We start from the raw sequence: 25,520 nt of genomic DNA, 5'->3' as shown, positions 1-25,520 counted from the left end.
TTCGTTTTTTTCAAGGTGTCTTGAGTATATAATCCCCGATGTATAACCCCTGTTAGAGGCATTGCATGACCCAGGAGATGTTGACGGAAGCGGCGTTGATTGCCAACGCGCTAAAGGTGAAAGTATCACAGGTGGAGGCGGCTGTCCGCCTGCTGGATGAAGGTGCGACAGTCCCCTTCATAGCGCGCTACCGTAAGGAAGTGACCGGAAGTCTGGATGATACGCAATTGCGTTTTTTGCAGGAGCGGCTTCATTATCTGCGAGAGCTTGAGGCGCGCCGTGAGGCGGTGCTTGAGTCTATCCGTTCTCAGGAAAAGCTGACACCACAGCTGGAAACGGCCATTCGTGCTGCCGAAACCAAAACCCAGCTTGAAGACCTTTACCTGCCGTTTCGTCCCAAACGCCGCACGAAAGCCCAGATTGCCCGCGAGGCAGGTCTTGAGCCGCTGGCTCAGCTTCTGCGTGAGGGCGTGGATGCCGATCCGCTGATACTGGCAGAGGGATATCTTAATCCAGAGGCGGAAGTGGCTGATGCCCGCGCAGCCCTTGATGGCGCGCGTCAAATCCTTATGGAAACCTTTGCTGAAGATGCGGCACTGGTGCATACGCTGCGTGAACATCTCTGGCAGAATGGCATACTGGAAGCCCGTGGCGAAGAAGAGACGAAGAGCAGTGCCAAAAAGGGCGCTGCCGGCAAGTTTGCGGATTATCTCAATTATTCTGAACCGCTTCGCAAAATCCCCTCTCACCGCGCGCTGGCGCTTTTTCGCGGGCGTCGGGAAAATGTTCTGCGTTTTACGCTCTCACTGCCTCAGGACCCTGATTTTGGCGTACGCATGATTAATGCGCATTTTGACATTAAAGATGCCGGTCGCCCTGCAGATGCCTGGATGCAGGAAACAGTGCGTCAGTGCTGGAAAATTAAACTGTTCACCAAACTTGAACTGGAACTTCTGGCGCGTCTTCGCGAAGCGGCGGATGAAGAAGCCATTCGCGTATTTGCCCGCAATCTGCGCGACTTATTGCTTGCAGCGCCCGCGGGCGCTCAGACGACACTGGGACTTGACCCTGGTATTCGCACTGGCGTTAAAGCGGTCGTCATTGACAAAACCGGCAAGCTGCTCGATTACACGACCGTGTTTCCGTTTCCACCACAAAATGCGCTGCAGGAGTCGATTGCCGAGCTCGCGCGTTTGTGTGTGCGTCATAATGTGCAGCTTATCAGTATCGGAAACGGGACGGGTTCGCGGGAAACCGAGCGACTGGTTGCGGAACTGGCCAAACGGTATGCGGATCTTAAACTCGCCAAAATGGTTGTGAGTGAAGCCGGTGCATCGGTGTATTCGGCCTCCGAACTGGCCGCTCAGGAATTCCCTGATTTGGATGTTACCCTGAGAGGTGCTGTTTCCATCGCCCGCCGTCTGCAGGACCCGCTGGCGGAGCTCGTTAAAATTGAGCCGAAGGCGATTGGTGTCGGGCAATACCAGCATGATGTGAATCAAAGCCGTCTTGCCCGAAGCCTTGAAGGCGTTGTGGAGGATTGCGTAAACGCGGTTGGCGTGGATGTAAATACCGCCTCGATTCCCCTGCTCGCACGTATTTCCGGCCTGAATGAAGGCCTTGCCCGCAATCTTGTGGAGTATCGGGACGCGAACGGAGCGTTTAAAAGCCGCGAGCAGTTACGCGCCGTACCACGCATGGGTGAGAAAACCTTTCAGCAATGCGCGGGTTTTCTCAGGATTCGAGAGGGCGATAACCCGCTGGATGCCTCTGCGGTACACCCTGAGGCCTATCCCGTGGTCGAAAAAATTCTTGCGGCCTGTAATGTGGAACTGCGGGAGCTGATGGGCAATCAGTCGCTGTTGAAGTCTGTGAATGCGGAAGCATTCGTGGATGGAGAGCTTGGCCTGCCCACCGTTATGGATGTGTTGCGCGAGCTCGAAAAACCAGGACGCGACCCACGACCTGGCTTTAAGACGGCCGTCTTTCGCGAAGGTGTGGAGGACATTAAGCACCTTGAGGTCGGCATGATACTCGAAGGAGTGGTCAGCAATGTGACCAACTTTGGGGCATTTGTGGATATTGGGGTGCATCAGGATGGCCTCGTGCATATCTCTGCTCTTAAAAACCGGTATGTGAATGATCCGCACGCGGTGGTAAAAGCCGGCGAAATTGTCACGGTCAAAGTGGTAGAAGTGGATTGCGAGCGCCGACGTATCGGACTCAGCATGCGACTTGAAGAAGAGGCTCCCCGGGCCGCGGTTGTCCGCAAAACGGAGAAGCCTGAGGGTGCTCGCGCAAAATCCGCGCCGGCAGTCTCAGCGAAGCCACCACGTACCAATAAAAAACCAGAGGCGGCTCAAAAACCCGTTGTGGAAAAGAAAAAGACGGTATTCAACACGGCCATGGCGGATGCGCTAGCCAGACTGAAGCGGGGTAACTGACGGATGTCAACGCCACAGGGAGAAATCACTATCCAAACGCTGGCCATGCCCAAAGATACCAATGCCAATGGCGATATTTTTGGGGGCTGGCTGGTGTCGCAAATGGATTTATCGGCGGGCATGATTGCAAAGAAGCGGGCGCGGGGGCGGGTGGCGACAGTGGCCATTGAGTCCATGAGCTTTCTAAAGCCCGTGCATGTCGGCGATATCGTGACCTGCCACGCCATGCTGAAGAAGGTTGGGCGTACCTCAATGACAATTGCGGTTGAAGCCTGGGCGGAACCCGCTACGGGGGGCGAGCGCTTCATGGTGACATCCGGTGTATTTATTTTTGTTGCCATTGATGATGCCGGCAATCCGCGCGAGGTACCTGTTTCAGCATGACCTTACCCAACCACGAACTCGAAACCTGGCTGCAGGAAATGGCGCTTTTTGTGGATAAGGGGGAAGACCCGCATCCTGAGCATCTCTCGCATGTGCTGGAAAATCCCGATGCCATCTTTGATGTTCTGGATAGCCTGATACTCCTTGATGACAGTGCTGCAGAGGAGCGCCGCTCGTATTATTCCGCCTGTATCTTTGCGATAGACCTCTGCGTGGCTCAGTTGCAGGCAGCGCGGGAGGCAGGCAGTAAGGGCGCGACACATCGCCTGACGCAATTTATGGATGCGATGGCGAGAGCCATGCACACCGGGCCGCAGACCCTGAGTTTCTGGCTGCCGGTATTAAACGCGTTCTATGAGGTGCACGCCGAATTATCTGAGGAATTGCGTGAGGCGTACATGCACCTTGCCAATCAGGAAGAAGATTTTACGCCGGTTGACGAATTTGCGCACCTTAACGCCATCCGGGAAATGATTCTCGAGATGTCGGAGCTTTCATCGTTTGAAATTGCCGAGCAGTTTTTCGCGCAAAGCTACGCCATGCCCGAAGATTTTTTTACTGACCTCGTGGCTGATTTATACAGTATTGACGAAGGGCATGAAATCGCGCTGTTGACCCTTTTGCATCCGAAGCCTGAAGTGCGCGCGGTGGTCGTTGATGCGCTTGATTATCTGATGCCCAATCTCCTGCTGAGTTCAACGGCGCTTGGGCGTTTGCAGGTAATTCGTTCGTGGTATCCCGAAGCGTTTCATCCCCATTTTGATGCCTGGATTCGAATTCAGCGCAAAAAAGGTGTGGTGTTTCCTGCGCCGCGTGCGCCCCTGCCGTTTGAGATTCGCGCCACTGAAATTGATGGCAGTGGGGCGCAGGGAATTTTTGTCCACCTTAAGGTTCCGCGTGCCAACCGTCTTTGTGGTGTGCTGTTGAAACTTGGGGTCGGGTTGAAAGATGTCTGGCTTACGCCACCCATCGCCGCACGGGATGTAAAGCGGTATTATCAGGACGCGTTTGACGAAACCGTGATGCTGCGCACGGTCGATACCGAGTATCTTGTGCGGATGGTGAATCATTTTCTCGCCGATGGCCTGCAGCGTGGGGAGACCGCGGGTCTGCACCTTCTTGAGCTGCAGGAGGCTCTGGGTGTTGATTTTCGTCCGCAGTTTATGGATATCGAAGAGCTGATGCAGGACCGTGCGGTACGCATAAGTCCGTTTACGCAGGACACCCTGCAGCAGGCGTTAAAGCGTACGGCGACCTGGACGCGCACGCGGCCATTTACGGAGTCCTGGTATATTGAAAGTGCCAAAATAGACCGGCTTGTTAACCGCTGCTGCAGTTTTGTCGAAGGGGTTAAGGTCTGCCGTTTTGAAGAGGCGAAGGAAGAGGTGCTTGCTCAGGTGTTTGAGCATGACCGAAAGCGCTGGATGTTTCATTTTTTCTGGGTGGCGCTCTGGTTTGAGGCGGGACATCGGCGGGGTGAGACGGCAGCGCAGGACAGCTTCCTGGTCGCCTGGGCAATTTATAACGGCATGCCACTGGCCAGTATTCCGGTGATGGATGAAATCTGCCACCAGACGGTAGCCAACAGTATGGAAACCATGGAGGAGCGCCGCACCCATCTGCATCGGGAATAGACGGCACCTTAATATGTGCGAATTTGGGCGTGAGCCTAAATGCCCTGAACAGGGTTATTCAACGTTAAAAAGGAGTTATGATGCGTTTGTCACAATGGATATCAACGCTGTCAGCGACAGTTGCATTGACGGCAACGGCGGTCGCAGGCACTGTACCCGCTTTCGAACAACTGCAAATGCCACGCTGTCTCGCTGAAAAGCTGTCCCCGGAGTATCGTGTACTTGCTGAAAATCAGGATTTTCGCATAGTCGAAGTACCGGGCAGCGCAATGAACCGCATTGCAAAGCTTGCTGACAGTGTGCACTGCGGCCGTTTCAAAAACGTCTCTCCAGATTTAGCCGCTGTGGAATCTGGTGCAAGGTTGAAGGCGGCAAGAGCCCTGTTAAGTCACAAGGCAGCACCTAAAGTCGGGAAGCAGGATTCTTACAGCATTCAGAATCAGCAGCTGGTTAATGCCACGCTGACGGGTCTTGATTCAGAGTTTATCTGGAAAACCCTGACCACGCTGTCGGATTTTTATAACCGTTCCGCGACGAAGCCCACTGGAGTTGAAGCTGCAAACTGGATTAAAAGCGAGTTTGAGCGTATGGCTTCAGCTGCGGGCCGCAATGATACCGCCACCTGGTTTGTGCAGACCGGCAGTTACGTGCAGCCTTCTGTTGTAACGGTGATTGGTAAGGATATCGATGCACCTGCGGTTGTGATTGGTGCACACATGGACACACTCGATGGCCGTAAGCCAGGTGCGGGTGATGATGGCAGCGGTTCGTCCAGTGTCATGGAAGTAGCGCGAGTGCTGCTTGGCATGAACACGACCTTTAAGCGCCCGGTATACATCATCTGGTATGCGGCGGAAGAGCGGGGTCTTGTCGGGTCTACCTATGTTGTGCGTGATTTCAAAAAGAAAGCCATTCCGGTGCGTGCGGCCATTCAGTTTGACATGACGGGGTTTCGCAACGACCAGAACGACCGCACCATGTGGGTGTATCGTGACCACACCGACAGAGCGCTCAGCGATTATGTGGCGCAACTCATCAAGACCTATATCCAGGTACCAGTCGATTATTCCAAATGTGGATATGGCTGCAGCGATCATGCTTCCTGGGATGACGCGGGTGTTCCGGCGGCATTTCCCTGTGAAACAAGCTTTGATGAAGTTAATCCCAACATTCATACCTCCAATGATCTCAAGGAGTATCTGAACCTTGATCACATGAGCAATTTTGCGCGCCTTGGTGTGGCGTTCGCGATTGAGCTTGCCAACAGCTGATGGCTCTGGGGCGCCACGTGCTGGCGCCCCGTTTGTGCAGGGAGCATGCAAATGCCGGGTAAAATTGCTAAAAAAATTGCGGGACTTGCAGTTGGAGTCTCCTGCAATGAGCGGTATGTCAGTTTTTCCTTTACAGGTCCTGAATTTGCCGTGCGTGAAGCGGTACGAGATGCCTATTGTGGGTTGAGGATTCTTTCTGACATTCCGGGCGAGCTGCGCTTCCTCTCAGAGGAGCTCAAAATGGCGGGGCATGTGCTGCAGGCACCCTCGAATACGCATATCCGTTTATCGATAGCGACAGAGGCCTTTGAGCGACTGGTGCAGATGTATCATTACTGCAGCCAGATTGGCGCGCAGATTTCCTCCATCACCACTCTAAAAGCTGATGCTCAAACGGTTACGGGAGCAGCAGTATCAACCGACTACCTTGATAAGGTGGCGGCCATCGCTGCAACGATGGAAGCGCCACTTGTTATACCGGAGCATGTTTGGCCTCCCTGCAGCCTGCTGTGGACTCAGGAGGAGCTGGAGCATGAAGCGTCTGAGATTGGCATTTTCTGGCAAAGTCGCAAAGCCGCCCTTCGCACGCTTTTTCATACGTTGTCTGAAGAACACCAGCAATCACGTGAAGACTGGGTAAACGCGCGAAAGGCCAGCCTTTGTTTACATGTAGAGTTACTGATACGCCGCCACCCTGCGGCACTCCATGGCATTGCCGGAGAGGCTCTCGATATGCTGGAAAAATGGGTACAGATGCAGCGGGACGGCTTTGACCCTCTTTATCAGATTCATGCTAATCCGCACCTCTTTCCCTTGTTGCGGCGAGATGATGTGGCCGAATTTGAGCGGATTGCTAAAAAATACACGCAGTTATACAGTGAAATACCCGAACCTCCCGCCTCATCCGCGCCGTCACGGTGTGCGGTATTGTAGGTGAGTCGATTCAAGGGGTGTACTCACATGGAAAAATACTAACAATCGCCTCTATCAAGTTTTTCAACGGGTATGCTATACTTCAAGTGTACAAATTGGGGGCGACCTGGCTTCGACGTGGGTTGCGAAACCTGATGTGCATGCCGAGGATGAGAACTCTCGTAAAACGGGCTCGATAAATATAAATGCAAACGATGAAATGTTCGCTGGAGAAGCTGTAGCTGCGTAAGCAACTGCGGTGACCGAAGCACAGTGCGCTGCCAAAAACCCAGCGCCCCGTTGACCGGGCTTGCTTGCCGGTACCGAATCAACGGTCATAGAAGACAAGCTGGTATCCTGGTGTATCCCGCGCCAGTATACAAGACTCAGGGAATCGCTGCCGACCATCCTGCCTGTCGGAGGGGAAGCAGTTAAAACAAATGACAAGGCTAAGCATGTAGATCTGACGGCAGAGGATTTGCGGACGCGGGTTCGATTCCCGCCGCCTCCACCAATTAACTTCTTGATTTATAAAAACTAGATAACCTCCATATCGCGGCACCATATCGGCACCTTTTTTCCGCATTATGTTTAAAAGGACTCTTGTGAGTTTAATCGAAATACTGTCTGTTGGTGGTATGGCTGGTGCTATTGCTGGCGCTATCACTAGTTCAATAATATCACATTTTTCGGCAAAAAAACGAGCCAAAGACACGGACTTAAAGAGGCTAGAACGAGAAATATACGGATTACTAAATCTAATTTCATTTTCATTTCTTATGCAATATTCGGAACTATTTAATTTGAAAAAAAATTTACAAATTCGATTAGATGTCTTGAATGCTCCAGAAAAAATGAAAATAAGAAACGAAAAGATTAAAGTACTTCAGGATTTTTCACTAGATTTTTCCATGGTCATAAAATTTCAGCATATAGGCGATTTAGTGAGCCTAATTTCAAATCGTTTTCCCTTTGTACGGGACAAAAAACTTGAAGTAGCTCATTGATTAATAGACAATCCCTGCGTTTCTGTTCAAGGAAAAGGCATGGAGTCATGGAAATCAACGAGCTGAGCGGTATATTAAACGGATATTTTAGTTGGAACAAGGCAAGAATGACCTGTTTCGCCTGTATGCTGGTATCATTGTTCAAAGTAAGAACGGTCAATTTAAGCGAACTGGCCTGTGGCTTTGAAAGCGAGGCAACAATAGAATCGCGCTACAAGCGTATCAAGCGATTTTTCAGGGAATTCACAATATGCTTCACCGCTCTGGCCGGATGGGTGATGACTTTTTTTGATTTTGACCAGACGCCGTTGTATCTCAGCATAGACAGAACAAATTGGCAGTGGGGCAAGCAGGATATCAATATATTAATGCTGTCTATTGCCTACAAAGGGATAGCCATCCCTCTCATGTGGGATTTGCTGCCCAAGCGCGGGAACAGTAATACCACAGAGCGTATAGCCTTACTTAAGCGTTTTATAGAGCAGTTTGGCAAAGAAAGAGTTGCCTGTCTGCTGGCTGACCGAGAGTTTGTTGGAAACGAATGGTTCTCATGGTTGCGTAGTGAAGGGATCTCATTTTGCATTCGAATCAAAAGCAACACTCAAACCAGCAACAGCTTGGGGCTTGACGTTAATGTGGATGCTCTTTTCTACGATCTGAAGCCTGGTGAACAACGAAAACTGAGGGGTGAGCGCAGGCTTTGGAAGCAAAAAGTCTGGTTGAGCGCGCTCCGGCTTACAGATGGTGAATTACTTATTGTTGCAACAGATAAAGAAGTTGATTCACCTATCGAATTGTATGGCCGGCGCTGGGAAATAGAAACCCTGTTTTCCTGCCTGAAATCGCGCGGCTTTAACTTTGAGGACACGCATATTACAAAGCCGGAGCGTATTTCGAAGCTGATAGCACTTTTAAGCATCGGCTTTTGTTGGGCTTATAAAGTAGGTGAATGGCGCAACGAGCAAAAAGCGATCAAAATGAAAAAACATGGTAGAAAAGAGGTCAGTATTTTTCGTTATGGTCTTGATTTTCTACGTGATGCGGCTCTCAATGCAAAGCAGAATATCTTGAGTTTAATTGGTCAGGTGATGGCCTTCTTGAGCATCGAGGCACCGACCGAGGCGTTGATATGATTTTTTGTCCCGTACAGAGTCGTTTTCCTGACTATCAAATTAACCCAGCCATTTTTCAAAGTTGTTATATAGCCAATAAAAAATATACAGAAATGCTTTCCGTGTTCCAGAAGTATGGCGATATGAAAAGGAGCATTGATAAGGAAGAAAATATTACCGAGGAGTTAATGGGCTTCTTAATGACCAACATTCCTGAATATTTGATAATGCTTGAAACTTATATGTCATTTATTAAAAAGACCCAAGAATCACTCGCTGAATTATTTACTTTAATTGATAAAAAACAATTTAAGCTAGGCGAGCCAATAAAACTGTGGGACTAACTTCTTGGATCTAAATGACCACCCCAATCATGAACAGGACGATATCCTGATTGTGAGGAACTATCTGGGAGGTCAAGTCCAAAATTTGCTGTAAATTGCCATTGATTCGCTCCATTGAGCCTTGTTATTAATTAACCTTTTTGTTTAGCTCCAATACATTGGATGTATTCTGCTGTTGCCCCTCCCACCACTCATTAAATTCATCCATATCGAGGTATCTTCTTGCCTGCCATTGCTCATTGATTTCAGCGAGCATCGCACCGAGCAGGCGGTGCGCGGAGTCATCGTTGGGAAAGATTCTGATGACTCTTTCACGTCTCCTGAGCTCTTCGTTCAAGCGCTCCTGCATATTGGTGGTGCGGAAGCGTTTACGGTATTTGGCGGGAATGGCCATGATGGCCATGGCATCCTCAAAAGCCTCCTCAAGGCATGCTACGGCTTTGGGCACTTTTGACCCAAAGACCTCAACAAATTCATTCAATCTGCGCCGCGCCTCCTGCATATCAGGCGCCTGCAGGATGAGCTTGACCTGTTCAGCGACTTCCTTGCGATAGCGCAGCGAACAATGACCAAGTATATTGCGCATTAAATGCACCTGACAGCGTTGCCATGTCGCGCCCTGAAAATGCTTGCGTATGGCCTCCACAAGACCGGCATGCTGGTTGGAAATTACGTAAATCACGCCCTTTAATCCCCGCTCTTTCAGCCAACGCAGGGTTTCATCCCAGGTAGCAAAGCTTTCGGTATCACCTATTTTCAGCCCCAAAACCTCACGGTAACCGTCTTCGCGGATACCCGATATCGACAGGGCTGCCCGGGAAACCACGCGGTCGCCATCACGGCTTTTAATAAACATCGCATCCACAATCACAAAGCGATAGTTAACCCCATCGAGGCGCCGTTCGTTAAAGGCGCGTATCCTCGCATCAAGGCTCACACACAGCTGGCTCACTGTCGATTTTGAGACGCTTACCCCGCAAAGCTCTTCCGTGATATGCGTGACCTTCCGCGTAGAAACCCCGTTGACTACCATTTCCAGCAACGCCAGAACAAAGGCCTGTTCACTGCGCTGGTAACGCTTGAAAATATCCGTCGAAAATGAGCCATCACGTGTTTGCGGTACCTGCAACGTAACCGGACCAACCCGTGTATACAGCTGGCGTGCCCGGTAGCCATTCCGATAACCGGCTCGTTCTTCGTTTCGCTCATACCGCCCGGCTACAAGGGTTTCTGTCGCCTGAGCTTCCAGTATCTGGTTCAAAACGCTCTCAACCAGCTTTGCCAAACCACCCTGGCTTGTCAAAAGTTCTGGTATCAATTCCTCTCCAACGGTAATATTGTAGTCCGTCATTGCCAGCCTCCTCGGTTTTTATTGTTTTTAGACAACTCAATAGTACCGAATCCTGGCGTTGACGCCTCTACCTCTGCGTCTCTCCGAATTTACAGCATTTTATGGACTTAACCCCCGCCGCCTCAACCATATAATTTATTGATTATTTCGTGTTTTTATCATTGCCCGTCGTTTCGCGGGTTCCCCAAGAGTTTATTTGCGCAACGTAAGCTTAGTAATACACTGCGCATCCGGTGTTAATAATTTCTTGGTAAAATTTTTTGCGTTCATCTGCATCAAGGAAATTTAAATGAACATCGGTTAACCATGCCAGTTTCATGTTATGTACTCTGTATAGAAGTTAATTTGTGCTCGAGTAGTTCAATCCGATCATTAGCTAGACCGCCGTATTGAGAAAAATGACCAGGAATGGCGCCTTTAAATGATGGGGAAGTCATGATCTCTTGTAGTGATTTAATCAAATAATCTTGTAGGGTTGAATCAGCGCTTTTAATTTCATCTACTATTTCAATACGCCCATCCAGCACTGATACAATATCCTCAAAATCATGGCTGGCGTAAAAATCCATTTTGCCTCTTGTTTTAAAGGCTTCAAATTTGGTTGCTAAAAAATAAGGGGCTGTAACAACTCGAATTTCAAGATTGTCAGTCAATGAATAGAGGTTTGAGAACTCAATTGCTTGTTTATACCAACGATTTCCAAACCCTAAAATTGTTTCATCAGTAGGCATTACATCAAGAATGACATCATCATAAAACCAACGACAAATGACATCTTCCGTTATGGATTTCTTGAAGCCTTGTTTGTTAAGTTTTTTCTCTAACTGGTAATATTGATTCCTGGAAATAACATCCACGATACAATCGACGTCAAGCGTATAGCGTACATCTGGTACTAGAGGATCTGAGAGGAATAACCCAGTGGTACATCCTCCAAGGAAAACAACATCGTTTCGAATATCACCTAATTTTGTTGCGACAAATTCTAACATTCTTAGATTTGCCAATTTCACTTTATTATCCAGCACGATTTAATTTTTCCTTCAAAAGTGCTGCTGCAAGGTTTCGCTCACGTGGGCGTCCGGAGCGCATGACATCAATTAAAACAAGTAATTCATGAAAAGCAGAGTCAGGGTTTGCTCGTAACGTTTTTGATAAATTAGGGTGAATAGGTAATAACGCAACACCTCGCTCCTCTCCCATCGCATCAGGCCAAACGGGAATAGGGTCATTGCCTAAGGCGATTTTATCGCGAAAAAGGGGGGCGGCAATTGCTGCGGGAGTACCTCGAGTATATTCACCCAATTTTACTGGAAAGAGAAATTTGATTGAGTGTATTAAAAACTCTTCTGCTGCATGAACATTAGGGAAAAGTTTTCCTTGTTTGTCTTTCCTCAATAACCCCGCTTCTTCTAGTCGCTTTATTCCTGCATTAACCTCAGCTAAGCTAATACCTAATGCAGCAGATAGTTGTCGCTGAGATAGGTCACTACCGATATTTGCCAATAGTTTTATTAATACAACACAATCCTGTGACTTTAACATGGTATTATTCTCTAAATGACATAAATAAAGTATATCATATGCGTTCGCTGTTCGCGAACAGAAGAACAGTAATTGGCGGGACTCGGTTCAATTCCAAGGGTAACACTTAATAAATGGGGGCTTATTTGGGGGCTTTTTCAAAAACCACATTGAGATAATTATTTATTATCAATCAATTACATAACCAATGTTATGGACGCCGCCCCACCAATACTTAACACCATAACCGACCACCAAAGACCATGAAAAACTTGGCCTTTCCCAATTACGGGGGCACTCGCGGTTAACAACATGGCACCCTAAGGTGAGCCCTGTGTTTTTCAAAATTACGAAAGTCATAAGCTCTACGTTGAATCAGATTCATCTTTCTATGAAAGCCTTCAGTAATACCGTTGGACTTTCTTAATCGCCGCGTACGAACTGAATCTTCTTTCCATAGATAGAGTTAAGCTGCCAACAAAAAATCATTGCTTTTCCCCAGTTGCCACAAATTTGATATCTGAATCAGTCTCGCTAAATAAGATTTGCATCAATCTTGTATTGATATATATTTTTTCTCTTCCAGCTTCTATTTCTTTCAAAACCCCCTCGCTGACCAGTTTCTGCAGGTATTCGGCAGCAGTTTGTCTCTTTACTATCCCCGCATCTACCACATTAGAAATTCTACAATAAGGTTGTGTAAAAAGGAGTTCTACTAATTCCCTGGAATATATTTTAGGTTGTTTGGTTTTTACATAGTCTATGGTTTCTTCCATTAAACCAACAATGCTCGTAATCTTATTGCAAGTCCATTGCGATGTATTTGCAACTGCATTTAACATAAAAATAATCCAAGATTCCCAGTCGCTGTTTAAAGTTACGTTCAAGAGATATTGGTAATATTCTTTCTTATGTCTGATGATATAACGGCTCAAATAAAGAATCGGTATCGTTAATAGTTCCTGCTCGATTAAATACAATATATTTAAAATTCTCCCCGTTCGACCATTCCCATCTGTAAATGGGTGAATAGCTTCAAATTGGTAATGTCCTATAGCCATTTTTATTAATGGGTCAATATCATTCTTATCATGTAAAAACACTTCCCAATTGTGAAGTTTTTTCCTTAAAAGCATCTCGCCTTCAGGAGGAGTGTAAATGATTTCTCCAGTTGTTTGATTATAGAGAGCAGTTCCTGAGGCTTTTCTTACGGTCATTTCAATGCCATGCAAGGTTGAACATAACTTCTCTGCCAATACCGTATTTAATGGTCGATATTTAATAGATTCAAAGCCTTCTCTCAACGCAGTTCTATAACGTAAAGCCTCTTTTGTAGCTGAATCTATATTAGCTTCGGAACTGCTATTGGCATATTGAAATAGCTTATCTGTCGTTGTCACTATATTTTCAATCTCTGAACTTGCCTGGGCTTCTAACAAAGGCAAAGAGTTTATTAAAACGCTTTGGTTTGGTAGCATTTCTGCCGATTTTCTCAGTTCTGCCAGTGACGCACGCGCTTCAATGCACACTTTCAGTATTTTTTTAGTTTCTATATCCTGTTCAGGAGGCAGGGCAGGCAATTCATTGTATGCTTTAGTTACATCAATTTTCATAATGTTTAAATTTTTCAATTATATCGACATATTTTAAGGATATGTCGATACGGTAGACATGTCAACAAAATATGTCGATATTTTTGTTTTTTGTCGACATGTTATTGGGGTGTGTCGATGATATAGACATATATGCACAATATGTCGATAATTTAATATTATATCGACATATTGTAATAATAAATTAGAGATAGAAGATGTTTCAGGGGGTATAAATGGGGGGTATATTTAAATTTAAAAAAATAAATGCATTATATATCAAATAATTGTAATGTTAATTAAATAGTCGCCGCCTCCACCAATTGAATTTTTCCACTAGAAATATACCGTAACATCTTGAAAGAAAACGATAAATAGGCGGTTCTAATAGGTTGCGAAGGGTGTATTACAAGACACAGCGCCTATTAAGTGAATATTTCCCCCTTGGAGCAAGGTAGAGAAACTTGACTAAAGCCATTCCATATTCTAAATTCTAGAATACGGAATAACCGGATTGCTCTGATGACAATTAAATCCCAAGACATAGTAGTTCTGGCTAAGCTTTTAGCTTATCAAGTGGATAAAAACTGGTCCCAAAACAGTATTGCGTTTGAGTTGTGTCTTAGTCCTTCTCAAATTAACAATGCTTTTAAAAGGCTGGTTATCGCAGGTTTAATTACTCCCTACCATCCACCCAATAAACCACAGCCAATCATACAAGCATGCGAAGAGTTTTTTATGCACGGACTTAAATATATTTTTCCTGCTAAATTAGGCGAGATTGTTCGGGGTATTCCAACAAGTTACGCTGCTCCAAGCTTGAATGAGCAAATTATTGCAGGAAGTGACCCCATACCCGTATGGCCTCATGGCGAAGGCAATGAGCGAGGGGTAGCCTTGAAGCCTCTTTATCCATCTGTTCCTGAATCAGTGATGAAACATCCCGACCCTTTATTTTATGATCTTTTAACACTTATAGATGCAATTCGATCTGGACGAGCACGGGAAAAACAAATAGCCACACAAAAAATATCTAAGTTATTAAAGAATTATAAGTTGATGAATAATCAGATAATATAGAAAATCAGATACGGCCTTTGTCATGCCAGCCCCTGTTATTTTGTCTGCTGACATTAAGAGTTAACCGACATACCCAGATTTGCACTACACTGGCTCAGTTATCTGCGATGTTTTTCCAGCCAGTTACCCACGTAATGGAAGGTTTCATCTACCACACGCAGTGCCTGCTCATACAACGGCTGAAGCAGGTTGAGCTGATCTGATTTTTGACTTTGTTCCAGATACTGGCAGGCCATTTTCAGGCGTATGGTGCCTGTATACACGGCTCCGCCCTTAATTTTATGAGCGAGCCGCTGTGTTTTTTCCCAGTCATTTGAGGCATGCGCCGCTTTCATGCGCGCGCAATCATCAGGCAGAGACTTTTCCAGTAGAAACTGCAGCATATTCACGAGCTCCTCTTCGCTGCCAAGTACGCGTTTTCCGTCTTCAACATCGAGCAGCGGGTATTGTGTCATGTCAAAGAGATGATGGTGGTCTTTAGGCGTCTCGTTATGAGCGGTGCCACGAGGTTTGCTCTCGAGGTGGTACCTGCAGAGTACCACCTTAAGTGTTTCATGGCGGATTGGTTTGGTTAATACCTCATTCATGCCGGCATCGAGCGCATCCTTCAGGGTTTGTGGATGCGAGTGCGCAGTAAGACCCACCAGAGGTACCGGTACTTTCCCGCTATCCTGCTCGAAATGCCGTATTTCGCGGGCTACATCCGTGCCCTGAATATCAGGCAGGCCAATATCAGTCAGTACCAAATCAAAATGTTCTGCTTTGAAGCGCTGAAGGGCGTCGGCTCCTGTCGATGCAGATTTAAAGGTCATTCCCATTTGTCGCAAAATATTTTCGGCAGTTTTTAATGCGATTACATTGTCTTCTATAAGCAGAACGTTGACTGTTGAGCCTGTTGCAGAGACTTCATTACGCTTCTCGGGTTTAGGCCGAGACGAAGCGAGAGGGGCTGCTTCAATAACCTTGACCGGAATAGAGACCGTGAAGCAGGTACCTGCACCTGGTTGCGATTCAAGGTGTATTTCTCCTTTTAAAAGCTGAATATAGCGTTTAACAATATGCAGCCCAACACCGTGTCCCGCATAAACACCCTGATAAGAAGCCGTGCCACGAAAAAACTTTTTGAAAATTTTTTCCTTATCCTCATCGCAAATACCAATACCGCTGTCACGTATGGAGAATTCCATTCGCGGGCTCTGGCTTTTGGTGTCCGTAATGCGCGCCCCGATTTCGATAAACCCATTTTCTGTAAACTTGATGGCGTTACCAATGAGGTTCAAAAGAATACGGTGAATTTTTACTTTATCGGATTCGATAACAGCAGGAAGGTCATCAGAAACCATGAGCCGCAGTTCAATGTTCTTCATCTGAATACTTGGACGTTCAAGGTTCGCAATATCTTCGAGAAGCTCTCTGATGTTAAAGGGGCTCCGCTCAATGTGATGGTCGGCCTGCTTCCCGCTTGCCACGATATCAAGCACACTGTTCAGCAGAGACAGGAGCTGCTCGCCGCTGACGTTTATCATGTGCGCATGGTCTTTTTCATCGACCGTCAATGCTTCTTTTTCAAGAATGGAGGACATGCCTATAATGCCGCTCAGGGGCGTGCGGATATCGTGGCTCATGTTGCGGATGAATTCGTCTTTGGCGCGGCTGGAGGCATCTGCTGCATTTTTGGCCTCCAGAAGCTCGGATTCAATTTTTTTCAGGTAGGTAATATCAATAGTATTTCCCATTATTCCAATGACTTGCCCGTTTTCATCAAACAAGGGTTTTTTTGTTGAAAGGAGTGTTATTTCTTCCCCAGTTAGAAGGAGAGTCTTTTCTTCAATGGTAATTTCAGTTTTATTCGCTATAACGAGCATGTCATTTTTTTGATAACCATCAGCCGTTTCTTTATTAAAAATCTGATGATCGGTTTTACCAATGACTTCTGATTCAGCGGCGTTTTTTATAAATCCCATGCGGTACAGGCTTTCAGCGCATCTTTTATTCAAACCAATCCAAACCCCTTCGGTATTTTTCCAATACACATCTCCTGGAAAGTTTCCAATCAAACTTTTCATTTGAAAGCAAAGGGATTCAAGTTCGCTTACTTTTTTCAGTAAGTTGTTTGATGTATCTGATTTTGAGGGAATTTCCTTTTTTTTCATGGTGTTTCCGCTTCGAATCAAACATTAGAATGAGCCATTCATATACACAGCATAGACAAAGAAAACAATCAACGAAAAGCAAAGACGCGGTCATCTATGTATAATATGGGCACTATGGTCTTTCACGAGTCATCTATACTCATGCATAACAGAAACAGAATAACCATGGATGGAGCCATATTATGTTAACCCCCAATGGACAATCCGCGACAAAAATTGAAAAAGTCATGTTGCTTTCATTATGGGCTAACCATTTACACGATGAGTTACGTGATAAGGGCGATGAGGCGAGCCCCATCATTTTCGCGGGGCTTGGAAAACCAACGTACCCGATTAACTCAAACACTATCAAAGCATATCTGAACTATTGGAAAGAGCTCGAGGCTGTTTCGGAAAAATGGTACAGAGACGCGGAAGGTAATGAGAGTGCTGCGGCCATTGATTATGGCGATCCACGGGGGGACAAAGAGCCACGGGAAATCATGGCAAAAGCAATGTCCACCTGGTATGGGGCAGAAATAACAGCGGAAAATATCCTCTTTACCGTGGGTGGTATTGGTGCGCTTCGCGTTATTTTTGAAACGTTTAACACGCACTATAACGATATACCCGGTTACAGGATAATAACCCCGTTCCCTCATTACAGTGCCTATTCAAACAACCCCTCTCATCGCCTGCATCCGGTTGATGTCATGAGTGAACCTGGGTATAAGCTCAGAGCCGAGGCACTCGAAAAGAGCATTAAAGACGCATATGAGCTTGCAGAAAATGACCATGGCCTGCCTAAAGCCGTGCTGATATGTAACCCCTCCAATCCTCTGGGAACTATCATTGATGAAGCTCATCTTCTGGAAGTTTCCGCAGTTCTCAGGAAATATCCGGATTTGTACATCATCTTTGATGAAGCTTATGCGGAAATGTCCTTTAAGCCGCTTCCTTCATTTTTAAAAGTTGCCCCCGATTTAAAATCGAGAACCATTATTTTACGCTCGGCAACAAAAGCACTCTCAGCAGCGGGGGAGCGCATGGCCGTTCTGATGGTTTTCGAGCCGGCACTGATGAATGAAATGCTTAATAAAAACATCAGTTACTTTATTCATGCACCGCGTTCCGCGCAGATAGCTTATGCACTGACCATGGAGGCCTTTGATGCTTCGGAGCAAAAGCAGCTGATTCGATTTTATAGAAAAAAAATTGATTATGTCATTATGCGGCTTCATGCCATGGGCGCTGCAATGCCGGATGCGATGTATGATGTTGATGCCACGTTTTATGTTCTGGCGGATTTTACTGAGCTGTTTGGTCTTGAGCTGCCGGCAGAGATTCAGCGGGTGATGCAAAAATCAGGAAAAATCAGCACCGGGGAAGAGCTGGCCTATTATCTGCTGTTTAATGATGGCGTCATGATATCACCGCTGTCGTATTTTGGCTTGCCACCAGACTGCGGTTATATTCGCATTACCTGCAGCGGAAATGATGCCGAATTGCGGGAGTTGATGGATCGATTGGAGAAGCGTTTATTCGAAGCCAGAATGGCGAAAAATACAAGTTTGATTGAAAAAATCAATCAAAAACTTCCTGAGCTTCACATGCTTGATGAACATATGTTTCAGATTCTGTCGCAAAAGGTGGACATGATTCAGGCTGGTGAAGTAAATTGCCTCACGCTAAAAGAGAAAAACAAGATATTAGAAAAGCTGTATACCACCATTGTGGGTTTTATAGGCTTCATCAGCACTGAATAATAACTCTCCTCGAGTTTGACTGCCGGATTGAGAGTTATCCCCATTTTCAGGGGATAACTCTACGGTTGATTCGGGAATTATCAGACGCTGTGTGCAGCTTTGCAGATGTCTGGTTTTTTTCATAGTAGCCACGTTCTACAGACATTTGGAGCTGTAACGCGCCCAGGCAGAAAAGTTCCTGAAGCTTCAATATTACTCATTGCTTAAAGAACATGTTGTATTTTACGTATTTCTTTAACCAGAAAGATAAAATTTACCAAAAAAAACATAATGGATAGCGTTAATATTCCGTGATAGAAAAATTCATTGCCATCTGGGAACTTTATCACGGAATCTACATATTCCAGAAAATACGCATAACTAAATCCTGTTAAAACGGGAAAAAATGCAATCCATTGTGAGCGTCCGGTGTAACGTTTTTGTGAATGATAAAGAGCCAGTGCCAATGCAATAAATATCGGCGCTGAGAGAGAGTAGTATATGAGTTGCATGCCGGATGGCTCATAAGAAATGTGCAGTACATTATCTTGTATGGTAGAACACGCAACGCAGGCAGCGTTTATTATAAAAAAAATACTAAGAATAAAAACTAAAATATTTATCAGGCTGCCTTTCAATGGTTTCATTGTATCCTCGTTTAAGTAATTAAGGTCGACGTGTTCATGATTACTTTCGTCTCCTTCTCATTTGGCAACTCACGTTCGGTGAAGCCCCTGAGAAACGGAGATTTGTGAAATGGAATAGACGATTTTTCATGTCCAAAAAGATTGCAGGCTTTCCTGATCCGGCATTCTAGCAAAACCCGAAAATGGGTCAAAATTTCAAGCTTCATTGGCGCTTTCAGTGGTTCAAAGACTCTCGCAGTATCACGATAAAATGTTGTTAATTTTTTGCGCCGCGATAATCGCCGGGTCTTCTCCATCTGAGCAGGCTTCGCGGTAAAGAATGGTGAAGTGTGTTTGACCCGGAACAATAATTTTTTCTACATCAACATGGTTATCACGTAACTTTTTTGCATACCCCTCACTTTGACTGCGGCCACCGTCATATTCTCCACATTGAATGGTTGTAGGACAGAGATTGGAGAAGTCTGCTTGAAAGTAAGGCGAACAGCGAGGGTCTTTGCGATCAGCTTTCTGACAAAACATATCAAAACTTAATTTTTGAGCCTCTTTATCCAGCATTTTGTCTGCATTCACGAAGTCATCAAATTCATGCAGTGAATCGGTATAATCAAAACCGCCGCTGAACAAATATTGATGAAAGGGCCTGAAGTCTTGATGATGCTGTAAGGCATTACATAAGACCGCGGCCATGTTGGCGCCTGAACTGAAGCCACCAATGATGACCCGCTCCTTATCGATATTCAGTCCGTTGATATTCTCCAGCAGATAACATAAAGCGGCAGTGGCATCTTCATGTGGACAGGGGAAAGGGAACTCAGGGCTGAGTCGGTGTTCAATCATTACACCATGACACTCACTATTTTTAATGATTCTACTGAGAATTGTATAATTTTCATCGAACAATTCATGCATAAATCCCGTGCCTGGAAAAAAGATAAAAAGGGGTCTTTTTTCATCGCACCTTGAAAAGAGTCTCGCAGAAAGCGTGTGTCCGTTTATTGAGGGTATCGTCAGTTTTTGATAAGGCAGTAAAGGTTCTTGTGATACAAACGGCTTGAAATGCTTAACGACCGCCCTAAGATCATCAATTGTTGGAGGAGTACTCGATGCAGAAAGTGCAGCATTCATAATCATTCGGGCTTTCTCAAAGAAATCCATGTCCGATTTGTTGACTGGCATCTCAAGTCTCCATTTACTATTCTTTACGTACTGCGGGTGTTCTGTTTAAACCAGAATGCTGGCTTTTAATCTAACAATAGCCAGCATTCTGTAAGTAGTTCAGTTTCAGCAACCTCATAATCAAAGTTATAATAGCAAAAGATACAGGGTAAATTACCGAGGCGCTCACCAGAGCCTGGCAGCCAATCACGGTATAAGCTATACACAGTATCAGCGATTGTCTCTCGAGCCCCTTTGTGAACGGCTACCGCATAACGTCCGGCCGGCAAATACTTTTCAACGATTTTGCCAGTTATTTTTATTTTTTCTGGAACAGTAATGCCCAGGTCAAACCGGAAATCAGATGGTTCTGTTTTAAGTGGATCGTCATAAGCAAAGCCAAACGCCTCCCCGGCTTTTGGTTTTACGTTAATCGGTTGAGATTGTGCCCATTCAAGCAGTTGGTTAACACTGTCTCCCAGTTTTTCCGGCACGCCTCTATGCTCAATGACCGCTAAACGCCGGGTGGGTATTTGTTTGATTACTACGTTCATCATGATGATACTCTTTTGGGGTATAATATACGGTGCTTTTTCCCAGATACTCCAATCTGAATGAAGCCTGAACGCGTTTGGACTTATGCCGCATTTTTGTTTAAATGCTCGGGTAAATGCTTCATGAGACTCAAATCCGGCGCTTATTGCAATTTCAATAATGGTTTTATTCCTGTCTACAAGCAATTGATGAGCCGCGCGCTTTAAGCGAAGCCACCGAATATACTGCTGCAGCGATAAACCCGTATAAGCAGTAAATAAACGATGGAAATGGTATTTTGAAAGGCAGGCGATATCACTTAATTGAGTCAAATCGAGTTTCTCATCAAGATTTTTGCCGATAAATTCGATTATTTTATCTAATTGTCGCTTATAGTACATGCTGTTCTCAATTTAACATCGTCAAGCTAAAATATTCATCATGTTATTTTATGTGCGCAAATATATTTTGACCATTTTTGCTGTTTTTACAGGTTAAATATTTCAAAAAGGTGTTACTGAACTGGTTTGCGAAAATACGCCATCAGCAATACGGGACAACGTATCTGCAGGGATATAGTTAAATTAATAGCCTGAATGTGTGTATTTGTTAATTAACATCTGTGTATGATATAATTATAGTCAAACTGATTGTAAAATAAACCATTATTATGCATGAGAAGAACGGCACCAACGCTGCATCCTCGCAAACGGAAAAAGATTCTTTTAAAAAAGAGAGGGATTTTGACGCAATTTCCAATGAAGGAATTGATGCAAATGTGTTTGACAGGGCGAGCGATGACGAATTTCTTGCAAACGACTCGATGTTTCAAGCCGATGTAATCGGCAATGATGCCCTGAAAAATAGCACGTTTTCCGCCTTAAATGCCGCAGGAGAGAGCCCGCCTGAGCGCCAGTCCATTGCTGAAAGGGTAGCATCGGGCGCGGCTGTCGCCCAGTCACTGGATGCGCTCTTTGGGCTGATGCGTGAGATTGGTGCAAGCCCCCTGGAAGACGCGGCGCTTTTTCAGGCGCTTAGTCGAAAGAAACTGTTTGCCGCAAGCCTGCAAAGCGTGTTGCAGGCATTGCATACTGCAGGCGCCCGCTTTCCTGAAGACCGCGCACTTTTTGCGATGCTTATCGAGCAGGCTTCGCATGCGGACAGACTGGAAGCCGGGATTGCTTTGTTAAGTGGTATGAGTGCCAGGCTGCCTGAAAACCGAGTGCTTTTTGAGGCGATTTGCCAGCAGGCAGTGGCATCAGCCAGCTGGCAGGCATTTGGCTATTATCATCCTGCTGCCTTTACAGAAGGCTTGAAAGTCGCGTTTGCCGCATTAGAAAAATCTGGTGCAAGCCTTGCCGCTCACCAGGAGCTTTTTCAAAAAGTTATCCAGCAGGCAAAATATGCATTAAAAATTGAACCCTTATTACAGGTACTGCAGGATGCCGGTGCCGGTCTGCCTGCGAATGAGGGGTATTTCAGAGCACTTATCGAGCAGGCAGCGCATGCAGACAGACTGGAAGCCGGGATTGCTTTGTTAAGTGATTTAGGTGCCCGGTTGCCTGAAAACCCGCTGCTTTTTGAGGCGATTTGCCAGCAGGCAGTGGCATCAGCCAGTTGGCAGGATTTTGCGTTTTATCATCCCGCAGCCTTTGCAGAAGGGTTGAAGGTCGCGTTTGCCGCATTAGAAAAATCTGGTGCAAACCTTGCCACGCACCATGAGCTTTTTCAAAAAGTTATCCAGCAGGCAAAATATGCATCGGGAATAGAGCCCTTATTGCAGGTGTTGTTGGATGCCGGTGCCACCCTGTCGGAACACCCGTCACTTTTTGACGGGGCTATCCAGCAGGCACAATATGGCAGCGCGCTACAGGCGGCATTATTTGCCTTAACAGAGGCAGGTGCCAGCATATTCGAAAACCCCTCTCTTTTTGAGGCGGTCATCATTGAACCAGAGCGTGCCCACTTGCTGCGGGCTTCGATTGATGCACTGATTACCACAGGAGCCGTCCTGCCTGAAGACCATGCGCTGTTTGAAACAGTTATTCGGATGGCTGCGGTTGTCGATTATCCAGACGTTCCCAGTATCCCCCTGTCTGAAGCAGACAGTTATTTAACGGAAAAAAAGGAATTTTTTGAACCACTTCTTCAGCAGGCGCAGGATGTCATGCTTCTGAAACCCGGATTACGGGCATTAATCACCGCCGGTGCCCGCCTGCCTGAAGACCTGGGCCTTTTTGAGGCGCTAATCAGTAAGGAAGCAGATGCGCTCAAGTTAACTGTGCCGTTTCGCAGATTAATTACAGCGGGTGCCTGTCTGCCTCGAGAGCGGCGACTTTTTGAACGCGTTATCGAGCAGGCTCTGGATGCGTCGAGGCTCAGGGTGCAGCTTCGTCTTTTAACGGTCTCTGGCGCCAGCCTCCCTGAACACCGACGCTTTTTTGAAGCGATAATGGACGCGCCTGACAGTGCGACCCCGCTTCTCTATTGGCTGTGTATGTGTGGCGCCAGTATGGTCCATCACGCGTATTTGTACGACGCTTTTTTCTCAGGGAGCACCCCACTCGCGTCCTCTCACTATCTCATGACAAAAGTGATGACGGCGCTTCAACACTGTCTTTCTGATGCCCATCTTCTTCTGCCTGAACAGGAAGGATACAGCGAGCAACGTGAACAAATCCTCGCGCAGATATCGGAGCTGATGGATGCTGAATCCCGCATTACCGAAGGTCCCTTAAACAAATCACCGGCCACACAGGCGCTTGAGGCGATTTTGGTGCGTTTAAGCATGATTGAGGATAGTGACGAGGCGCACATGCGCTTTGATGATGCCCTCGGCTACGTTTTGCAATTTGGTGAAGAACCCGATATCTATCTTGGGGGATTACTGCGAGAAGCCAACTTTAATCACATCGAACTCACTGACGCGCACGTTACGCGCCTCGGTGAAATGATTCAAAGTTTGAGCAACGATTTCAGCGGGATACCTGTAGACAGCGTTTTAAACATCATTGTCGAGCGGCTGCCAAAAGCGGCGCAGCATGCACTGGCGATGTATGTCACTGGTAATTATAAAAACATGAACCGTCTCTTTCGCGGGGAGCCACAGGATACTGATTCGCGTGTCGCCTGGATAAGTCCGACGGATGGTCACGCGAACCTGATGGCGAACTTTCTCTGTGGCAGTCTGGTCAACTGGTCGGCGGCACAGTTGCCTAAAACGTTAATGCACTTAGAGGAGCGTCAGATACTCGAGCGGGTTTTTTTGGCGCGTGGCGATTGGAATGCCGAGGCGATTGAAGCATTGAAGAAAGACCCTGTATCCTTCGATGCCTCACTGCGAGGTGCCGTTGAGGCGGCAGTGATTTCTGCGGATGAATATAACAAGGTCGCTTCACTGTTTAACAGCCTGCATGTGCTCTTTCCAAGGTATGGACTGGTTGACCGGGGTGAAAATTTAACGGCTCCCAAAGTGCGTGGGGATGCGGATATCACTGCGCGCCGTTTGGCCAATCCGAGCATCATGCCTTCTGTGACGAGCTTTAGTGTTTTCAGCGAAGGCGCTGCGTTTTTTCGTAACGCTTCTGCCGTGCGGACAAAGCTTGAAACGGATTGCTCGCTTAGACCGGTCATGAACAGTAAAGAGGGCGAGATTCTCATTCCTGCAGGAACCGCCTTTCGTTACACAAGGGATACAACCGGGCGTTTTTTTGCACGGGAAATTAGCAGCCCGGGTATACAGCCTGCAGGCAGCCACTGGTCATCTTCCGCACTTCATGAGGCCTATCGCAACCACTTGCGCCATGCCTATCAGGATGAAGCGCATCATATTATTCTGGATGGCGTTCAGGTAGAAAGGCCCAATCACGGTCTGGCTCATACGTACCGCATGATGTTACTCGTTGATGTCGTGATAGATTATTTCGCACACCATGCCTCAGACGATGCATTTAAGCGCTATTGCCAGAGCGTGACGCATGAGGAGAGCGAGTGGCTGCGTGTGGCCGCAGCTTTCAGCATTACCGGGCGTGAAAGTGAAATAGCGGCAGTAGACAATCTTTCACGCTATGATGGATTCAGGGCGGCAAGCATGCACCATCTTAGTGCATTTCTAAATAAATATCCTCCACGCACAGCGGATGAACACATGCATGAACGCGTGTTACATGCTGTGCGCTGGATGGGAAATCCTCATTATGAGCATGGTCCCGATATCAAGAATGACCATCCTGATATAAACGAGAAACAACACCGAAATTTTATCTACCGCATTCTGACGGTGGCGCACAAGCTCGATTTGCCAAGATGCTATACGCCGCAGAAATTTGAGCGCGCAATGGCGATGTGTCGCGCGCTCTCTACGCACGGCGAGGACCAAAATGCGCATTACCTCCGAATGGTTTCTTATGCCATCGACCTCATTCGCGCGCACGGCAGCGCGCTGCTGACAGACATCTCTCCAGAAGGCACTTTTCGCCCGTGCGCGGAACGCTACCGTCCACCTTTTCAAAAAGTAAGCACCAGTCTGCGCATGCTCTATGAATTTACGGAAATCGTGCCGCGTCCGAAAATTACCGAAAAGTACCAGTTTGGAGGCCCTCGTTAGCGCAAGGATTTTGCCAGAACAGCTGGCGTAAGTTACATTTTTT

At 46.6% G+C, this 25,520-nt stretch carries 19 protein-coding genes, 1 other RNA gene and 1 pseudogene; 12 read left to right on the top strand and 9 right to left on the bottom strand.

Going from position 1 to position 25,520, the window contains the following annotated elements:
• Positions 1 to 65: 65 nt before the first annotated feature.
• From E4T54_RS05390 to E4T54_RS05350, 9 genes are all read left to right on the top strand, one after another.
• Positions 66 to 2,444, top strand: a complete 2,379-nt coding sequence (locus E4T54_RS05390; protein WP_028386730.1) for a Tex family protein — start codon at positions 66 to 68, stop codon at positions 2,442 to 2,444.
• 3 nt (positions 2,445 to 2,447) lie between these two features.
• Positions 2,448 to 2,828 (top strand): acyl-CoA thioesterase, encoded by a 381-nt coding sequence (locus tag E4T54_RS05385; RefSeq protein WP_028386731.1) that lies wholly within the window; start codon positions 2,448 to 2,450, stop codon positions 2,826 to 2,828.
• Positions 2,825 to 4,462, top strand: a complete 1,638-nt coding sequence (locus tag E4T54_RS05380) for a hypothetical protein (protein ID WP_028386732.1) — start codon at positions 2,825 to 2,827, stop codon at positions 4,460 to 4,462. Before E4T54_RS05385 ends, E4T54_RS05380 begins: the two co-directional genes overlap by 4 nt.
• Before the next feature lie 80 nt (positions 4,463 to 4,542).
• Entirely contained in the window at positions 4,543 to 5,733 is a 1,191-nt protein-coding gene (lapA, locus tag E4T54_RS05375) for an aminopeptidase LapA (protein ID WP_028386733.1), read from the top strand.
• A gap of 51 nt (positions 5,734 to 5,784) precedes the next feature.
• Complete coding sequence (locus E4T54_RS05370; RefSeq protein WP_028386734.1) at positions 5,785 to 6,666, top strand: hypothetical protein; 882 nt, start codon at positions 5,785 to 5,787, stop codon at positions 6,664 to 6,666.
• Positions 6,667 to 6,763: 97 nt separating this feature from the next.
• Positions 6,764 to 7,159: a transfer-messenger RNA gene (gene ssrA / locus E4T54_RS05365) on the top strand.
• Between the two features lie 91 nt (positions 7,160 to 7,250).
• On the top strand, positions 7,251 to 7,652 hold the full coding sequence (locus E4T54_RS05360; protein WP_131793761.1) for a hypothetical protein: 402 nt from the start codon (positions 7,251 to 7,253) through the stop codon (positions 7,650 to 7,652).
• 47 nt (positions 7,653 to 7,699) lie between these two features.
• Entirely contained in the window at positions 7,700 to 8,785 is a 1,086-nt protein-coding gene (locus E4T54_RS05355; RefSeq protein ID WP_115152790.1) for an IS4 family transposase, read from the top strand.
• A complete protein-coding gene (locus tag E4T54_RS05350; RefSeq protein ID WP_115152793.1) occupies positions 8,782 to 9,108 on the top strand; it encodes a hypothetical protein in 327 nt (108 codons plus the stop codon). Before E4T54_RS05355 ends, E4T54_RS05350 begins: the two co-directional genes overlap by 4 nt.
• Before the next feature lie 127 nt (positions 9,109 to 9,235).
• Here the strand turns inward: E4T54_RS05350 and E4T54_RS05345 are convergent, their stop codons facing one another.
• The 5 genes and pseudogenes from E4T54_RS05345 to fic form a co-directional block, all read right to left on the bottom strand.
• Entirely contained in the window at positions 9,236 to 10,459 is a 1,224-nt protein-coding gene (locus E4T54_RS05345) for an IS256 family transposase (RefSeq protein ID WP_115152794.1), read from the bottom strand.
• A gap of 320 nt (positions 10,460 to 10,779) precedes the next feature.
• Positions 10,780 to 11,487 carry a hypothetical protein gene (locus E4T54_RS12085; protein WP_115152795.1) on the bottom strand — a complete coding sequence of 236 codons (708 nt, stop codon included), beginning with the start codon at positions 11,485 to 11,487 and terminating at the stop codon, positions 10,780 to 10,782.
• Entirely contained in the window at positions 11,477 to 12,004 is a 528-nt protein-coding gene (locus E4T54_RS05335; protein WP_028386749.1) for a winged helix-turn-helix transcriptional regulator, read from the bottom strand. Before E4T54_RS05335 ends, E4T54_RS12085 begins: the two co-directional genes overlap by 11 nt.
• 283 nt (positions 12,005 to 12,287) lie before the next feature.
• Positions 12,288 to 12,449: pseudogene (locus E4T54_RS05330) on the bottom strand (transposase); the annotation flags it as partial.
• Positions 12,450 to 12,468: 19 nt separating this feature from the next.
• Complete coding sequence (fic, locus tag E4T54_RS05325) at positions 12,469 to 13,596, bottom strand: protein adenylyltransferase Fic (protein ID WP_028386748.1); 1,128 nt, start codon at positions 13,594 to 13,596, stop codon at positions 12,469 to 12,471.
• Between the two features lie 501 nt (positions 13,597 to 14,097).
• On the opposite strand from fic, the gene E4T54_RS05320 reads away from it, so the two are divergent.
• Positions 14,098 to 14,655, top strand: a complete 558-nt coding sequence (locus tag E4T54_RS05320; protein WP_028386747.1) for a helix-turn-helix domain-containing protein — start codon at positions 14,098 to 14,100, stop codon at positions 14,653 to 14,655.
• 98 nt (positions 14,656 to 14,753) lie between these two features.
• Here E4T54_RS05320 and E4T54_RS05315 read toward each other — a convergent pair whose 3' ends face one another.
• Entirely contained in the window at positions 14,754 to 16,808 is a 2,055-nt protein-coding gene (locus E4T54_RS05315; protein ID WP_028386746.1) for an ATP-binding protein, read from the bottom strand.
• 182 nt (positions 16,809 to 16,990) lie between these two features.
• Between E4T54_RS05315 and E4T54_RS05310 the strand changes: the two genes are divergently transcribed.
• Positions 16,991 to 18,553: a pyridoxal phosphate-dependent aminotransferase gene (locus E4T54_RS05310; protein WP_028386745.1), complete on the top strand. Its 1,563-nt coding sequence runs from the start codon at positions 16,991 to 16,993 to the stop codon at positions 18,551 to 18,553.
• A gap of 203 nt (positions 18,554 to 18,756) precedes the next feature.
• On the opposite strand, the gene E4T54_RS05305 is transcribed toward E4T54_RS05310, so the two are convergent.
• The 3 genes from E4T54_RS05305 to E4T54_RS05295 form a co-directional block, all read right to left on the bottom strand.
• Positions 18,757 to 19,179 (bottom strand): hypothetical protein, encoded by a 423-nt coding sequence (locus E4T54_RS05305; protein ID WP_028386744.1) that lies wholly within the window; start codon positions 19,177 to 19,179, stop codon positions 18,757 to 18,759.
• 240 nt (positions 19,180 to 19,419) lie between these two features.
• Positions 19,420 to 20,358 (bottom strand): alpha/beta hydrolase, encoded by a 939-nt coding sequence (locus E4T54_RS05300; RefSeq protein ID WP_028386743.1) that lies wholly within the window; start codon positions 20,356 to 20,358, stop codon positions 19,420 to 19,422.
• Positions 20,359 to 20,423: 65 nt separating this feature from the next.
• Positions 20,424 to 21,272 carry an AraC family transcriptional regulator gene (locus tag E4T54_RS05295; protein ID WP_028386742.1) on the bottom strand — a complete coding sequence of 283 codons (849 nt, stop codon included), beginning with the start codon at positions 21,270 to 21,272 and terminating at the stop codon, positions 20,424 to 20,426.
• A 269-nt stretch (positions 21,273 to 21,541) separates the two neighbouring features.
• On the opposite strand from E4T54_RS05295, the gene E4T54_RS05290 reads away from it, so the two are divergent.
• Positions 21,542 to 25,477 carry a SidE phosphodiesterase domain-containing protein gene (locus E4T54_RS05290; RefSeq protein WP_028386741.1) on the top strand — a complete coding sequence of 1,312 codons (3,936 nt, stop codon included), beginning with the start codon at positions 21,542 to 21,544 and terminating at the stop codon, positions 25,475 to 25,477.
• Positions 25,478 to 25,520 lie beyond the last annotated feature (43 nt).

Origin of the sequence: Legionella geestiana, from assembly GCF_004571195.1 — a bacterium.
Lineage (GTDB): Bacteria > Pseudomonadota > Gammaproteobacteria > Legionellales > Legionellaceae > Legionella_B > Legionella_B geestiana.
Note: the sequence above shows the minus strand (reverse complement) of the source record. Positions and strands in the feature narration are given on the sequence as shown.